The sequence below is a fragment of the Microbulbifer sp. YPW16 genome, from assembly GCF_021290385.1.
Taxonomy (GTDB): Bacteria; Pseudomonadota; Gammaproteobacteria; order Pseudomonadales; family Cellvibrionaceae; genus Microbulbifer; species Microbulbifer zhoushanensis.
On sequence record NZ_CP089928.1, the window covers coordinates 3,548,305 to 3,563,081 of the forward strand.

At 50.8% G+C, this 14,777-nt stretch carries 12 protein-coding genes; 5 read left to right on the plus strand and 7 right to left on the minus strand.

Translation table 11 applies throughout. The features are described from left to right. Positions 1-3 precede the first annotated feature (3 nt). The 4 genes from coaE to pilB form a co-directional block, all read right to left on the minus strand. Positions 4-609, minus strand: a complete 606-nt coding sequence (gene coaE, locus LVE68_RS15355; protein WP_232941316.1) for a dephospho-CoA kinase — start codon at positions 607-609, stop codon at positions 4-6. A 119-nt stretch (positions 610-728) separates the two neighbouring features. Beyond that, positions 729-1,613 carry a prepilin peptidase gene (locus tag LVE68_RS15360; RefSeq protein ID WP_232941317.1) on the minus strand — a complete coding sequence of 295 codons (885 nt, stop codon included), beginning with the start codon at positions 1,611-1,613 and terminating at the stop codon, positions 729-731. A 12-nt stretch (positions 1,614-1,625) separates the two neighbouring features. Continuing rightward, a complete protein-coding gene (locus LVE68_RS15365) occupies positions 1,626-2,837 on the minus strand; it encodes a type II secretion system F family protein (RefSeq protein WP_232941318.1) in 1,212 nt (403 codons plus the stop codon). Between the two features lie 133 nt (positions 2,838-2,970). Further along, positions 2,971-4,683 carry a type IV-A pilus assembly ATPase PilB gene (gene pilB, locus LVE68_RS15370; RefSeq protein WP_232941319.1) on the minus strand — a complete coding sequence of 571 codons (1,713 nt, stop codon included), beginning with the start codon at positions 4,681-4,683 and terminating at the stop codon, positions 2,971-2,973. Between the two features lie 537 nt (positions 4,684-5,220). Here pilB and LVE68_RS15380 point away from each other — a divergent pair. From LVE68_RS15380 to LVE68_RS15400, 5 genes are all read left to right on the plus strand, one after another. Then, positions 5,221-5,664 carry a pilin gene (locus LVE68_RS15380; protein WP_305080387.1) on the plus strand — a complete coding sequence of 148 codons (444 nt, stop codon included), beginning with the start codon at positions 5,221-5,223 and terminating at the stop codon, positions 5,662-5,664. Between the two features lie 72 nt (positions 5,665-5,736). Then, a complete protein-coding gene (locus LVE68_RS15385; RefSeq protein WP_232941320.1) occupies positions 5,737-7,656 on the plus strand; it encodes a hypothetical protein in 1,920 nt (639 codons plus the stop codon). Beyond that, complete coding sequence (locus tag LVE68_RS15390; protein WP_232941321.1) at positions 7,656-8,519, plus strand: glycosyltransferase family 2 protein; 864 nt, start codon at positions 7,656-7,658, stop codon at positions 8,517-8,519. The genes LVE68_RS15385 and LVE68_RS15390 overlap by 1 nt, the downstream gene beginning before the upstream one ends. A gap of 38 nt (positions 8,520-8,557) precedes the next feature. Then, the gene (locus LVE68_RS15395) at positions 8,558-9,601 is read left to right on the plus strand and encodes a UDP-N-acetylglucosamine 2-epimerase (protein ID WP_255701185.1); all 1,044 of its coding nucleotides are present in this window, start codon (positions 8,558-8,560) and stop codon (positions 9,599-9,601) included. A gap of 40 nt (positions 9,602-9,641) precedes the next feature. Continuing rightward, complete coding sequence (locus LVE68_RS15400) at positions 9,642-10,766, plus strand: glycosyltransferase family 4 protein (RefSeq protein ID WP_232941323.1); 1,125 nt, start codon at positions 9,642-9,644, stop codon at positions 10,764-10,766. Here LVE68_RS15400 and LVE68_RS15405 read toward each other — a convergent pair. From LVE68_RS15405 to LVE68_RS15415, 3 genes are read right to left on the minus strand one after another with little or no spacing between them, the layout of a single operon-like run. Then, entirely contained in the window at positions 10,744-11,790 is a 1,047-nt protein-coding gene (locus LVE68_RS15405; protein ID WP_232941324.1) for a polysaccharide pyruvyl transferase family protein, read from the minus strand. The two genes, LVE68_RS15400 and LVE68_RS15405, sit on opposite strands and share 23 nt — an antisense overlap. A gap of 40 nt (positions 11,791-11,830) precedes the next feature. Continuing rightward, positions 11,831-13,312: a hypothetical protein gene (locus LVE68_RS15410; protein WP_232941325.1), complete on the minus strand. Its 1,482-nt coding sequence runs from the start codon at positions 13,310-13,312 to the stop codon at positions 11,831-11,833. Positions 13,313-13,355: 43 nt separating this feature from the next. Beyond that, positions 13,356-14,666, minus strand: coding sequence for an oligosaccharide flippase family protein (locus LVE68_RS15415; RefSeq protein ID WP_232941326.1), 1,311 nt, complete (start codon positions 14,664-14,666; stop codon positions 13,356-13,358). Between the last annotated feature and the right edge of the window lie 111 nt (positions 14,667-14,777).

Here is a 14,777-nt window from a genome sequence, read left to right on the forward strand (position 1 = left end):
TCTTCAGTGGTCGGCGGATTCAGCCAGCTGCAGGTACTTCCGGTGCAGCTCGGCAACCTGGGCGCCAAGGCTGGCGAGGTCGCCCGCATTATCCAGAATATCGTCCGCCCGTGCCAGCCGCTCCTCACGGGACAGTTGCGTGGCCATGATCCTGCGGATCTGTTCGGGGCTATTGCCATCGCGGCTGCCCGCGCGCGCCAGTTGCACCTCTTCCGGTACATCCACCACGCAGACGCGCTGTACCAGCTCGTACTGGCCGGACTCGATCAACAGGGGGGATTCCAGGATGGCGTAGGGACTGTCACTTGTCCGGAGCGCACGGATAATTTCCTCGCGGATCAGCGGATGCAGCAGGGCCTCCAGCCATTTGCGCTCTACCTCGCTGGCGAAGACCCGCTGGCGAAGACCCGCCCGGTCCAGCTCGCCGCTGTCCAGCAGTATTCCGGCACCAAAGTGGGAAGCAATCTTCTCGAGCGCGGGCATGCCCGGTTGCACCACCACCCGTGCCGCCCAGTCAGCATCCACCACATTGATGCCGTGCTCGCGAAAACAGGAGGCTGCCGCAGACTTGCCGCTGCCAATACCCCCGGTCAACCCAATTGTCAGCATGTGGAGCCACCTTCACCCGTGGGAGCGGCCCATGGCCGCGAACCAGTCACCAGTCAATAAACCGGCAATCATCACCCGTAGGAGCGGCCGCTGGCCGCGACCCACCAGCTTCTATAAAGTTAGCCGCCCAGCCCCGAATAACTCAGGTACCACCCCATCAACTGCTCGCCCCACAGCATCGCAATCCAGCCGGCACCGGCCAGGTAGGGTCCGAAAGCAATGGGCAGGTTCTTGTCGCGCCCGGCAATAGCACTCCAGGTAAGGCCGGCGACCGCGCCGACCGCTGCCGAAAGCAGGATTACCAGCGGCAGCATCTGCCAGCCAAACCAGGCGCCGATAGCGGCCAGGATCTTGAAGTCCCCGGCGCCCATGCCTTCCTTGCCGGTCAGCAGCTTGAAGATATGGTAGACCGACCACAGCGCCAGGTAACCGGCAATGGCGCCAACCACCGCGTCCTGTAGCGGCACAAACAGCCCCCAGCAGTTCACCAGCAGCCCCGCCCAGAGCAGGGGTAGGGTGATGTTGTCCGGCAGCAGCTGCTTGTCAAAATCGATGCCTGTCAGCGCTACCAGTGCCCAGGTAAACACACAGCCCGCCAGCGCCTGCCAGGTAAAGCCCAGTTGCCAGACCACAATGGCGGTCAGGATACCGGTGGCCAGTTCCACCAGCGGATAGCGTTTGGAAATAGGCGTAGCGCAGTTACTGCATTTTCCGCCCAGCGCCAGATAGCTGACCAGGGGGACATTGTGCCAGGGCTTGATTTCGGTATCGCAGTTGGGGCAGTGGGAGTGGGGGAGCACCAGGTTGAACGGCTCTTCCAGTTGTTCCTTTTCACCTGCCCTGGGCTCCTGGCCAAAGTAGCTGTAGAAATCGCGCTTGTACTCGCGCTCCATCATGATGGGGAGGCGGTAGATGACCACGTTCAGGAAGCTGCCGATGATGGCACCAAAAACGATAGCGCTGCCCAGGAGCAGCGCCTGGTAAGAAGCTAAAAAATCTAACATTGGCTACTTTTCTTAAACCACCTGGCCCAGCTGGAAGATAGGCAGATACATGGCAACCATCAGGCCGCCCACCAGGATACCCAGGACGGCCATAATCATCGGCTCGAGCAGGGTGGTCAGGTTGTCCACCATATTGTCTACGGCCTCCTCATAGAAATCGGCAGCCTTAGCCAGCATATCGTCCAGGGCACCGGATTCTTCGCCAATTGCGGCCATTTGCACCAGCATGGAGGGATACAGTCCCGAACTGCGCAGCGCGGCATTGAGCGGAATGCCGGTGGCGACTGAATCCCGGATCTTGAGTGTTGCTTCCTCATAGACACTGTTACCCGTTGCCCCGGCAACGGACTTGAGCGCATCAATCAGGGGGACACCCGCTGCAAATGTGGTCGAGAGCGTACGGCCAAAGCGTGCCGCAATAGAGTTGTAGGTGATGGCTCCAATAATTGGCAGTTTTAGCATCAGTCGGTCAAAGAAACGGGAAACTTTCTTGTTACGTTTTTTTACCTCAAGAGTTCCCCCTATTGAGATCACTGCCAGGATAAGGGCAATGAACCAGTTGGCCTGCATCCATTCAGACATGGCAACAACCATTTGCGTAAATGCAGGCAAGTCTGCACCGAAGCTGGAGAAGGTCTGGGCAAACTGGGGAACCACCTTGATTAGGAGGATAGAGGTCACCACAATCGCAACGACAATAACGGCGATCGGGTAGGTCATAGCCTTCTTTATTTTGGCTTTAAGCTGTTCCGTTTTTTCCTTGTAGGTGGCGATGCGGTCCAGCATGGTCTCCAGCGCACCCGACTGCTCACCCGAGGCCACAAGATTACAGAACAGATCATCGAAGTACAGCGGATGTTTCCGTAATGCTTCAGCAAATGCGGTACCCGATGAAACATCATCCCGGATCTTGAAAACGAGGTCCCTCACCCCATCGTTCTCGAGGCCATCGGCCACAATGTCGAAGCTCTGCACCAGGGGTACGCCAGCCTTCATCATTGTGGCCAGCTGCCGAGTAAAGAGCGCAATATCCGCGGGTTTGACCTTCTTTGTTCCACCAAAGAGTGGTTTCGGCTTCTTCTGGACCTTGTTGGCTATGATCCCCTGCTTGCGCAACTGTGCCTTGATCAGGGCGGGGGTAGTGCCGTTGATTTCTCCCTCGACCTTGTTGCCTTTATTGTCCACACCCTTGTAGACATATGCGACTGCTGTGGCATTGGCCATGGTGTCGTTCCTGTTGTTATTCTGCCGCGGGTTTACCGCTTGTGCTCAACTATTGGTGGCTTCCTCAGGGTAACTGGGGAAGCGTTAATTTTCGCTGCCGCTGGCCAGGATATAGGCCATACCGAGGGGATGCTCAGTCCTTGGTCACGCGGTTTGCCTCTTCAAGGCTTGTCACACCCATTACCACCTTACGCAGGGCCGAATTCCGAAGGTTATTAAACCCTTCTTTTCGAGCCTGGTCGGCAATCTGGATGGAATTACCACCTTCCATGATAATTCGGGATATGCCTTGGGTGATGCGAACCACTTCATAGACACCCACCCGGCCTTTATAGCCCTTCGAGCAGTGCTCACAGCCCACCGGCTGATAGATCTTCCACTCTTTTTGTGGGATGCTGACCATGTCGAAGCCCTCCTCTTTCAGTACCTCTGCTGGAAGGGTGACTGGCTTCTTGCACTCGCTACAGAGGCGACGTGCGAGCCGCTGGGCAATGATCAGGCTTACAGAGGTGGCGATATTGAAAGTAGGCACGCCCATATTCATCAGGCGGGTCAGGGTTTCGGGGGCGGAATTGGTGTGAAGGGTGGATAGCACCAGATGGCCCGTTTGGGCAGCCTTGATTGCGATCTCTGCCGTTTCCAGGTCCCGGATCTCACCTACCATCACAATATCGGGGTCCTGCCGCAAGAAGGAACGGAGGGCCTCAGCGAAATTAAGCCCGACCTTACTGGAAACGTTAACCTGGTTGATCCCCTCCAGATTAATCTCTACCGGGTCCTCCGCGGTTGATATGTTGCGTTCAGGCGTATTGAGGATGTTCAGGCCGGTGTAAAGCGAGACGGTTTTACCCGAACCTGTCGGGCCGGTCACGAGGATCATACCCTGTGGCTGGGCCAGGGCATCCATGTACATTTTCTTCTGGTCTTCTTCATACCCCAGGGCATCGATGCCCATTTTGGCTGAGGACGGATCCAGAATCCGGAGTACAATCTTCTCGCCCCATAATGTAGGCAAACTGTTGACCCGGAAGTCAATCGCCTTGGTCTTGGACAGCTTCATCTTGATGCGACCGTCCTGGGGAACCCGGCGTTCGGAGATGTCCATCTTGGACATGACTTTCAAACGTGCTGAAATCCGAGCCTGAAGCTGAATTGGGGGGTTGGCGATTTCGTGCAGCACGCCATCGGTGCGGAAGCGTACCCGATAGGACTTCTCATACGGCTCGAAGTGGATATCCGATGCGCCCGACCTGATCGCATCCAGTAGAACCTTGTTCACAAAGCGGACAACCGGGGCTTCGTCACCGCCGGGATCGTCATCCTGGCCCTGGTCTTTGTTACTTCCTTCTACATCGAGAGCGTCCAGTTCCTCATCGTCCATGCCATCGAGACCTGCTCCCATGTCCCCGCTATGGGACAGGTAGCTATCGATAGCTTTGGCAAGCTTGTCGGCTTCTACCAGGACGGCATCAGTGTTCAGGCCGGTGTTGAAATTGATTTCGTCCAGCGCGGACAGGTTGGTGGGGTCTGCGACAGCGACAAACAGCCGATTGCCACGCTTATAGAGGGGCAGGGCGAAGTGCTTGCTTATTAGCCTGTCGTCAACCACACCCTGCGGGATCAGCTCGAAATTGTAGGCACCCAGGTCAAACAGAGGTGAGCCGAATGCATGAGCGGCGGTGCTGGCCAGCTCACGACTGTTGATGAGTTTGGCCTCTACTGCATGCTGGGCAAAAGTCTGGTTCTCGCGCTGGGCTGCCTTTGTGGCAGAGGCCGCGGTGGCTTCGTCCAGTTTTTTGTCGGCTACCAGTCGCTTGGCCAGGCCGCTGAGGGGAATACTACTCATGATCTACCGTGCTGACTCTCGGTGATAGCAACGCTTGAACGCGCATTTTGTATATTTTTTAAACGATAAGTGCTTGCATGGAGCGCCGAATACCGGGTTTTGCGGTGAATTTCGAAATGCGCACAGCAAGTGGCTCAATATATCGAATTCACCCTTGAAGGCCAATCTCCCCTTTTCCTAGTTGGGATTAAGGCCAAATTATTGCCAAGTTCTGTGCATACGGAGGTGTTTTGAGCAGTGGTAGCTGGGGGCGTGGCTACAGCGGAAGCGTGGAGGAGGTGTATATGGAGAACCTTGCGATTAAAAATTGATCAGCTGCGTTAACGCGTGCCGCTGTTTGCGTGTAACTGACAATATTCGTCACTTTTTACGGTGTGACGCTTGGCTTGAATGAGGCCGGCTAAAAAATAGGCTGGAAATTCGCTGTTTTGCGGCCAGGGCGAGCTTGCGCGAATTGGCACAAACCTTGTATCTTTTACCGCGACTTCCTCACGGGATTTCACTTTGAACAACAATGTCTGTATGGAGACGGTTACAATGAAACAACAAAAGGGTTTTACTCTTATTGAATTGATGATCGTGGTAGCGATCATCGGTATTCTCGCTGCAGTAGCGCTGCCGGCCTACCAGGACTACACCGCGCGTGCCCAGGTGACTGAGGCTGTTAACCTTATGGGTGGACTGAAGAGCACCGTGACTGAGATCTATAGTACTGAAGGTTCATTTGATGATGCTGACAGCGGATCACTTGGAATTCCTGCTGCCGCAGACGTCACCGGCGATAACGTACAGGGCGTCACTGTTACTAATGGTGTAATCACTGCGCAGATGGCTTCCTCTAATGTTGCTGAGGCCATTCAGGACGCAACAATTTCCATGAGCCCGGTAACTAGTTCTGGTTCCATTGATTGGGTCTGCGTGCCGGGTCTTACAGGCACTGCCCTTGACAATAAGTACCTGCCGTCTGAGTGTCGCACCTAATTAGCACGGTAGAGTTTTAAGTTGTAAAATGAATGGCCGTTCCAGACCAATCTGGGACGGCCTTTTACTTCCATGATCAGAAAAAATGTATTAGCCACCTCGTCTCTGGCTTGGCCAGTAGCCACATTATTAGTGATTGCCGTATACCTACACGGTGCCAGTGGACCCTTCCTCTTTGATGACTTTTCCAACCTGAACGCACTGGGTGCGCATGGTGAGGTTAAGGATTGGCAGAGCCTGTGGTTATACCTCTCCCAGGGGCATAGCGGCCCCACCGGTCGCCCAATTGCTCTACTCAGCTTTTTACTTGACGATAATTCCTGGCCTTCCACTCCTGAAGGCTTTAAATATACCAATATTCTCATCCACGCCCTGAATGGCTGCTTGCTGTTCTGGCTGCAACTGGTGCTACTGAAGCAGAAGTCTCTCGGGATCTCCGAAAGGCAGGGCTTCGCAATTGCACTGCTGGGAAGCTTGCTGTGGCTCGCCCATCCCCTGTTTGTTTCAACTGTCCTCTACGTCGTCCAGCGAATGGCTCTGCTTTCGGCCACATTTGTGTTGGCCGGCCTGCTGACTCACGTCTACTTTCGCTCATTCATTGAGTCGCGACCTCTGCTTGCTTACGGTGGTATGACGGGGTCCCTTGGTTTCTGGGGGCTGCTGGCTATATTGAGCAAGGAGAATGGTGCCCTGCTGCCGATACTGGTGCTGGTCATCGAGACGACAATCTTTTCGCACACGAAGCCGCTCGCCCGGTATTGGAGGATGATTTGCCTGCAGTTGCCCACGCTCTGTATCTTGGCGTACCTGCTGTATATCCCCTTTAAAAACGGCCTGCATGCAGATTGGCCCGGGCGCGGATTTTCTCCCTATGAGCGCCTGCTGTCAGAGAGCCGGATTCTTTGGGAGTACCTGCTGAACCTGTTCAGTTTCCGCGCGACCGGTAGCGGCCTGTTCCATGATGATTACACGCTATCTACATCACTGCTTAGACCCATTACAACACTGGTAAGCGTTATAGGGATTCTGCTGGTTGGTGTAGTGGCCTTCGCAAGAAGAGGCAAGTGGCCATTCTTCTCTCTCGCGGTAATGTTTTTCCTGGCAGGTCACCTGATTGAGTCTACTACAGTAGGGCTGGAGCTATACTTCGAGCACCGAAATTACCTTCCGGCAGTATTCCTGTTTGTACCGCTGGCCCAGCTCGTGATGAAACTTCAATCACCGGCGAAAGTGGTGGCAACCGCCGGGATATCACTTCTCACTGTTCTGTTGCTTTTTTACCAGGTGGATTTGTGGAAGAGCAATGTTTCGTTAGCAAAAGCCTGGGCCGAGGAGGCACCTGGGTCGATAAGGGCCCAGCGCTCGGCAGCAATCGCCCTCACTCGCGCCGGATACCCGGGGGAGGCGCTGAAGGTTCTGGACAGGGCGCATCAGGCAAGGCCTGGGAGCCACGCAGTCCTGCTGCATAAGGTGCTTCTTGAGTGCTCCCTCGGTTATGACCTCGAAGCCGGCAAGGCTAATCTTCTGGAAATTGCCAGTACCGAGCCCTTTGACCCGAGATTGACCACATTAATTGAAACATTTATTGGTGTAACAAAGACGGGCGCTTGTCAATCACTGAGTCCTGAGTATGCACAAAGAGTGCTTGGGGCGTTAATGGAAAATCCGGTGGCGCAAACATCCGATGGCTTCGTTCATCAGCTGTACTATTTCTCCGGCGTGATCAGCTCGCACCAGGGTGATGCGGTCGCAGCCAGCAAAAATTTCTCCAGGGCCGTGAGGATCCGGCCGAGGATTGGCACCTTTATGAAGTCGCTGTCTGTGATGGCAAGTGACGGCCATTGTGAGGTAGCTTTGGCATTTTCCAGTGACTTCAAGGAGTCGTTGATAGATGTAGGAGACCTGCCTCCAGCACAGAAAGAATATTATCAGCGCGAGCACGCGTTGCTTATAAGTAATCTGACAAAAGAATGCGTTATGGGGCAAATGTGATGGGTAAACAGCTTTCCGTCAGCGTGGTAGTTCCAGCCAAAAACGAAGCGGAAAACCTGCGGCAGTGGTTGCCTCGCCTGATATCCCAGGGGGGATATGATGAGCTTGTTGTGGTAGATGATGGCTCAGATGATGATACCTCCGAAGTGGCGCGTGTTCATGGCGCACGAGTGTTTCGTCACGAACAGAGCCTGGGGAATGGGGCTGCAATCAAGAAAGGCTTTCGTGAGGCTCATGGTGACCTGGTGGTCTTCATGGATGCCGATGGGCAGCATCAGCCTGAGGAAATTCCAGGGCTTCTGGATGCAATGAAAGAAAACGATGCCGACATGGTGGTCGGGTCCAGGGACCAGGGCGGGCAGGCGAGTAAGGCAAGGCATCTCGCAAATAAGTTTTATAACCGCTTTGCGAGCTTTGTTACAGGGCACAAGATAGAAGATTTAACCTCAGGCTTCAGGGCCGTAAAGGCAAATAAATTCTCGCAATTTCTAAGCTTGCTCCCTAACGGATTCTCATATCCTACGACATCGACGATGGCGTTTTTCAGGAGCGGCTATTCGGTAATCTATTACCCTATCAGCGTACAAAAACGTTTGGGGAAGAGTCATATTAGTCCACTGAAGGACGGTATTCGCTTTGTGCTCATTATCTTCAAGGTGGCAACTCTTTATTCACCGTTAAAGGTATTCTTTCCGATAGCCGTTTTAACTTTTTTCCTGGGCCTTGGCCGTTACCTGTATACCTACCTGGAAATGGGGACGTTTACAAACATGTCCGCCCTATTGATGGTGTCCGCGGTGCAAATATTTCTCGTGGGGTTGGTGTCTGAGCAAATAACAGCTCTGATGTATAAAGAAAAATGATACATGTTGTTATTGGAACCAAGGCTCAGCTTATCAAGATGGCACCCATTTTGTGTCAGTTGAGAGATAAGAATATACCATATCGATACATATCCACTGGCCAGCACAACGATACAATGTCTGAAATATTGACTAATTTTGGGCTGCCGGAACCGGATTTTTACTTGTATCGTGGTAGGGATATCACATCGATCTCTTCAATGCTGTTCTGGTCGGTAAGAGTCCTCGTATTTTCAGTGCTGAATAATAAGAAGGTTTTCGGGAGTGGCAGTAGTAAGCAGGACATTGTCCTTGTGCACGGCGACACAGTTTCTACTCTCGTAGGCGCGCTGATGGGCAGGCTCGCCGGCATGCATGTCGGCCATGTTGAATCCGGCCTTCGCTCATTTGACTATTTCAATCCCTTTCCTGAAGAGTTGACCCGTGTGGCAGTTTTTCGGTTGGCAAATGTTTTTTTCTGTCAGGATGAGAAGGCGATTGCTAATCTTTCTGGCGTGAAGGGGGAAAAGGTCAACTTATTCGGAAATACTCTGTATGACTCGTTGGCATCAGTAAGTGATTCCGAAAATGACAGCCTCTCTGCTGAGTTCGCTGATGGTGCATTCGGGATAGTGACCCTGCATAGGTATGAAAACATAGGAAGTTTGGCTTCGCTTGAAAGGGTTGTAAGGCTGGTGGAAGTCATAGCCAGAAAGCATCGACTTTTGTTTGTCATGCACAAGCCCACAGAGAAAGCGCTGAAGAAGTTTGGGTTACTTGACAGGGTAAAGGCTAATAAAAATATAAAGATTATTCCTCGTTTGGACTATTTCCGTTTTATTCGGCTCATGAAGGCGGCTGAGTTTGTAGTGAGCGACGGTGGAAGCAATCAGGAGGAATGCTCCTATATGGGTAAGCCTTTGCTGTTGTTACGTAAGGCAACAGAACGCCAGGAAGGGATAGGTCAAAACTGCATTTTAAGTTGTTATGTGGAGTCAGTCGTTGAGGATTTCTGTAAGAATTATAAGGATTACAGGCGTCCAGAGCTGCAGTCTGGACCTAGCCCGTCAGAAGTGGTGGCCAATGCCCTTTCTACATATTGATTAATACCTTAGTGTCGAGTTCCGGCTTTCGGTGGCGCCCATGAAAATCGCATTCATCTGCAAGCAATATTACAGTGGCCGGGACTTGATTCATGATCGATTTGGGCGGCTATATGAGTTTCCCTTGCAGTTGGCGCGGCTTGGCCATTCCGTTCGGGTGTATTGCGTCGATTATAGAGGCGCCGGAGGAGGGATCTGGAGCCATAGTGCTGAACCGGGGACCCTGCGCTTTGAATCCCTGTCAGTGAGTAAGAGCCAGCTTTTAAGGCTGTTGCCCTACCCGAGAAAGCTTTTAGAAAAGGTCGAGAGCTTTGAGGCGGATCTCATAATTGGCGCCTCGGATATTCCCCATGTTGCCTGTGCGACCTGGTTGGCTAAGCGATTGCAAAGACCTTGCATTGTCGATCTTTATGACAATTTCGAAAGTTTTGGTCAGGCAAAGATACCGGGTTTTACGTCGTTGCTTCGCTACGCAGTCAGGTCCGCCGATATGGTCACGGTTGTGAGTGAGCCTTTGAGGGCCCTGGTTGTGCGACGTTATGACCCGGTATGTCCCGTTTTTGTTCTTGGTAATTCTGTTGATAAAGATCTTTTCAGAGAAACTGACAGGTTTTCAGCGCGTAGAAATCTTGGTTTACCAACAAGTGGGGTGTTTGTCGGGACGGCAGGAAGGTTATCTCGAAGAAAGGGCTTGTCGACGTTATACGATGCTTGGGAAAGAATAGAAAGTAAAATTCCAGGCGCACATCTTGTTTTAGCTGGTAGTGTAGAGAAGGGGCTCACTCCTCCTGAAGGGGGAAACGTGCATATGCTCGGTGAGCTGCCTTACAGGCAGATGGTGGACTTTTTCAACGCGTTAGATGTTGGTGTAGTGACTGTGGCTGATGATGAATTTGGGCGCTATTGTTTCCCGCAAAAGGCATATGAAATGCTAGCTTGCGGACGGAAAATTGTAGCGGCAGATGTTGGGGCTATGTCCAGTATGCTCTCTGGAAAGCCTCGCCAATTGTACTCACCGGGAGATGCTGGTGAATTGGCTGAAGCTGTAGTCGCACAGATTAAAGCACCTGAAGAATGTGACATATTTGTTCCCGGTTGGGAGGAGCTTGTTTCAGATCTCGAATCTACCGTGTCTGGAAAAATCATTCATCACCGCCTTTCATGAAGTTGATACAATCGTTCAGGTACGAATTGCTTGTTTTCAGCTTTTCATGCAGCAACTGACCGGTGTTTTTGTGATCCGTTGAAATCTCCTTGGTGTTGCTGAGTTCTCCATCAATTATCGAAGAAGACTCCAGTCCAAATTCCTCTAATAGCAATCTAACCTTCTCTTTATTCTGGCAATAGCTGACAAAGTCTTTTCGGTATTTGATAGCAAATACCGTCCCGTGAAAAGTGTCGGTAATCACGCACTCGGCATTTTTGACGAGTGTCAAGAACTCGAACGGGCTGCATGACAGTACCTTATCGCACCAGGCATTATTGAAGCCTGGTGAGACGAGGATGAGGCCCATTCGGTCGGCGTAGTCCCTGATTTCTCGTGCCCTGGAGGTTGGCATTTTGTAGCTATAGAGCAGTGCATAGGGTTGCTCTATGTTGAACTCTACTTCGTTATTCGAGAAATCAAACAAGAAGGTTGGGTCCAGGACATGAGCGACATTTTTCCCGGGGGCAATATCCCTGACCAGGGAGGCCGTATGCTGGTCCCGGGCGGAGATTCGGTCCATTTTCTCCAAGGATGCAGCAATTTCTTTTACTGAGAGCATGTCCCTGGTCGTAGTGTTGCCAGCGCACGGGGCATACGAAAATTTCTTGAGGGTTTTTGGTATGTTCAGGCCAAAAAACTCCGGAGCGGGATAAAAAGATGAATTCTTAATATTCCAGATTTCATCAGAACCAAGGAAGACGCTGTTAACTGACGAGAAGGATTTCGCAGTGTCCAGGTATTTATCTGCTTTACGAAATTCCGCGAGTTTCCGGATATTGAATAAGATGCCCTTGGGTGTTAGATCTTTGGGCTTTAGAAGGACAAAATATCGCTTTATTGTTTGTGGTAGGTTGTAGTGATCCAGAAACGCTACCTGAAGCCCTTTTGATTTGAGGACTTCCTGCAAGGCGTATGCTTGCAAAAAGGCGCCAAAATTCAATGATCTATGTAAAGTAACGATTAGGGTTTGTGGTGCGCGCATAAATCTATCTGCTTGAAACAATTTTCCGGGCTTGCCCGCCTTATTGTGTTGCGGATTCAAATACTCTTTTGACCAGTTTGTAGACAACGGTAAGGTTGTCTGGATCCCTTTTGTCGAGATGTGCGGCGGTTGCCGGATCTACAAGACACAGTGGTTGGCTACCTTTTGTCCCGGTATGCATGTCAGATTGTACATTTTCGAGACTGGTGACGGGTCCATATAGTGGGTTTTTGGAAATATACGATTTGCCTCTGCAGGTAGGGAAAATGTAGTCAGGCATATTGAGCTTTATGTCTGGTAGTTTTTCCCCATACAGTGAAGAAGAGTATTTCTCCCTGTACCGTGAAGCAGTTATTCCATGCTTTATCGATACTTCATCATTATTTACCAGTTTGCAGAGCTCTTCTATCAGTGAGTCTCTCTGGTGATCCCGAACAGGGCCGTTGAATCGCGAATCATTTAGGTAGATTCCAGGCATATACCAGTGGGAAAAAGCCAGGGTGTTCTCCCTATTAAATCCAGTTCCTATTCGCTCTACCTTGTCGACGACTGTGGAGGAGAGCAGGTTTCTTATTCGAGCCCGGTACTTTCTGGGGATTCTCTCGAATAGGGATCTGTATATGTGTGATACGAAGCTTTCTCCACCTACTTTTCCTGAATCGTAGTAGCCGTGAAGACTCAGTAGGTTGTTTGGGTTGCAATGGTGTGTCATGGCCTCGTGGCCATGGTCTGCCGTCAGGATAAAGTGGTCTGGAGCCAGGCTCTTGTAAAGTCGATGTATATTATCGTCGACAAAGCTATAAAAATCCCGTAACAGGTTTTCAATCTTCGCCGAGGGCGGGAAGCTGGGAGTTTTATCAGCATCCCGATCCATAAGGGCATTAATTTCACTCAGGAAAAGATACTGTACGACGGTTGTACCACGGTCAATCAGCAGGCCAAAATCAATTTCTGTCTGATTTGCCAGGTGTATGAACGAGTCTACACGCTTTTTCTCCATCTCCTTTAATTTGGAGAAAAGCTCATCAACATCCGTGATGCCAGAAGGCCCGAGTCTGATATCCGGGATGTAGCCTGATTTTCTCAGATAGTCAATAGCGGACTGGGGGTAAGCGATATCACTGTCGATTTGATCAATTTTACTAATGCCAGCGCCTGCGCTGCCGACAGCAAAGCCGTTTACTGGTGCTACAGGGTTAAGGGAGGGGACATTCATTATCCCGACCTTTGCATTGTTTCCGATCGCTTCCCATAGAAGTTGGATATCTGTATTTTGGGGCACTTCTGAAATGCTGTACTTCATGGAGAATTTAGTGGAGCCGTCCAGCATCGGGGATATGTAGAGCCCGCCTGTGTCCTTGCCTTCTTTGCCTGTTACTATTTCACTCCAGCCTCGGTTGATAAGATCCTCATTGAGCGGGATTTGAGTGAAGCTCTTTTTGATTTTTTGATAAAATGGCATGTGGAAATAGTCGAATATTCGGTTGTCCCCTCCATCGATACCATAAATTAGAGCTTTCATTTAATACCCCAAATACTGTTCAAATGATCCGGTGAATAGTCTGTCATATAACGCCGGGTGATACTTTCAGGTGCTTTTTAACCAGCCGGCCGAGAAGCAAATTCCAGGTGATTAGGCTTGCTGCAATTCCAAGAGCCGCCCCCGTAGCACCGTAGGGAGGGATCAGTAACATACATAGTGTAATGTTAACCAGTAAAGCAGTGAATTGGCCCAGAAGTGTGTATCGCTCATGGCCGCTCATCGACAACAATAGCCCAACCGACCCCATGAAAACATTTACAAGTTGCGCAAGTGTGATGATAAGAAGAGGAATGTAAGAAATTTCGCTGTATTCCTTCCCGAAGACAAACCCTAATAGGGGTTCTCCGAAAAGAAAGATCAGTACACCAAGAGGTAATGCGAAGGCAAGCGCTATTCGAGCAGTGTATTTAGATAGCTTCTCTAATTGTTTGTGGTCCCCGTTACCCCAGTATTCTGCAAAGTAGGGTGCAATCAGGCTGTTCACGATGAGAAGTGGCAACGATACAATCTGAACAAGACGCTCGGCAACCCTGAGTGCGGCTGCATCGGCATCTGCCCCTATTCCTCCCAGTATAACAACCCCAATATTGGAGTTCAGGGTATAGGTCAGGCTTATTAGGGAGAATGGCAGTATTGCCTTGAGCCAGATGGGCCGTTCATAGGTGGCAGGGATTGCTCTTTCGATTTTTGGCTTTTTTTTCAGCCAAAAATAAAAGGCAAGCAACAGGGAAAATAAACAGGCCGCAACGGTTGACCATAAGGCAGTGTAGACGTCAATCTCATCAATAAAATAGAAAAGGGTGATGAATGCAAGTAACGCTAGGGGTTTAATGAATTGTTCTGGCAATGATCCATATACCGGTTGTTTCAAGCCGCGTAATACGCTCTCAAATATGTCCTTTAGACTGGTGAGTAGGACGGCCAGTAAAACGAGCGGTATGAATTGCCACCATGCACGTTCCGATAGGCTGCTCCAGGTCAAGATTAGGTAAACTCCCGCAACGAGTAGAAAACCCGTGATTACCCAATGAAAACTGGAGTTAATAATCCCTTTGAAGTGGCCCCATCTATTTTTCTGGGCGTATTTCGAAACCTCGCGGGTTAGTAGCTGGTTTAGCCCACCTGATAGTGGAAGCGATAGTAGTGGGATAAGGGCTACACAAAATGCGTATTGCCCAAATGATTCCACTTCCAAGGCTCTCGTCAATAAAACAGTGCTCGCCAGCATGAGAGGCAGAGATACGGCTTTTAATGCCGCCAGGCCCATCAGCTTACTAAAAAGAGTGCTGAGTATATTGGGGTTCGTGATGTTTCTTTGCTTTATGCAGTTCATTCAAGAATTAATTGAGCTAGATCCCAGGTGCCTGGAGAATCATCAGTGAGGCTGTGTATTCTATTTTCAGTTTCATTTCATCTCTTTTTTATGATTGTTTTCAAACTAACT

What these genes read in the sequence shown, in the direction of transcription:
- LVE68_RS15360 (WP_232941317.1), bottom strand. Translation starts at nt 1,613, where the DNA reads ATGTTAGATTTTTTAGCTTCTTACCAGGCGCTGCTCCTGGGCAGCGCT.
- LVE68_RS15400 (WP_232941323.1), top strand. Translation starts at nt 9,642, where the DNA reads ATGAAAATCGCATTCATCTGCAAGCAATATTACAGTGGCCGGGACTTG.
- LVE68_RS15365 (WP_232941318.1), bottom strand. Translation starts at nt 2,837, where the DNA reads ATGGCCAATGCCACAGCAGTCGCATATGTCTACAAGGGTGTGGACAAT.
- coaE (WP_232941316.1), bottom strand. Translation starts at nt 609, where the DNA reads ATGCTGACAATTGGGTTGACCGGGGGTATTGGCAGCGGCAAGTCTGCG.
- LVE68_RS15415 (WP_232941326.1), bottom strand. Translation starts at nt 14,666, where the DNA reads ATGAACTGCATAAAGCAAAGAAACATCACGAACCCCAATATACTCAGC.
- LVE68_RS15410 (WP_232941325.1), bottom strand. Translation starts at nt 13,312, where the DNA reads ATGAAAGCTCTAATTTATGGTATCGATGGAGGGGACAACCGAATATTC.
- LVE68_RS15405 (WP_232941324.1), bottom strand. Translation starts at nt 11,790, where the DNA reads ATGCGCGCACCACAAACCCTAATCGTTACTTTACATAGATCATTGAAT.
- LVE68_RS15380 (WP_305080387.1), top strand. Translation starts at nt 5,221, where the DNA reads ATGAAACAACAAAAGGGTTTTACTCTTATTGAATTGATGATCGTGGTA.
- LVE68_RS15385 (WP_232941320.1), top strand. Translation starts at nt 5,737, where the DNA reads ATGATCAGAAAAAATGTATTAGCCACCTCGTCTCTGGCTTGGCCAGTA.
- pilB (WP_232941319.1), bottom strand. Translation starts at nt 4,683, where the DNA reads ATGAGTAGTATTCCCCTCAGCGGCCTGGCCAAGCGACTGGTAGCCGAC.
- LVE68_RS15395 (WP_255701185.1), top strand. Translation starts at nt 8,558, where the DNA reads ATGGCACCCATTTTGTGTCAGTTGAGAGATAAGAATATACCATATCGA.
- LVE68_RS15390 (WP_232941321.1), top strand. Translation starts at nt 7,656, where the DNA reads ATGGGTAAACAGCTTTCCGTCAGCGTGGTAGTTCCAGCCAAAAACGAA.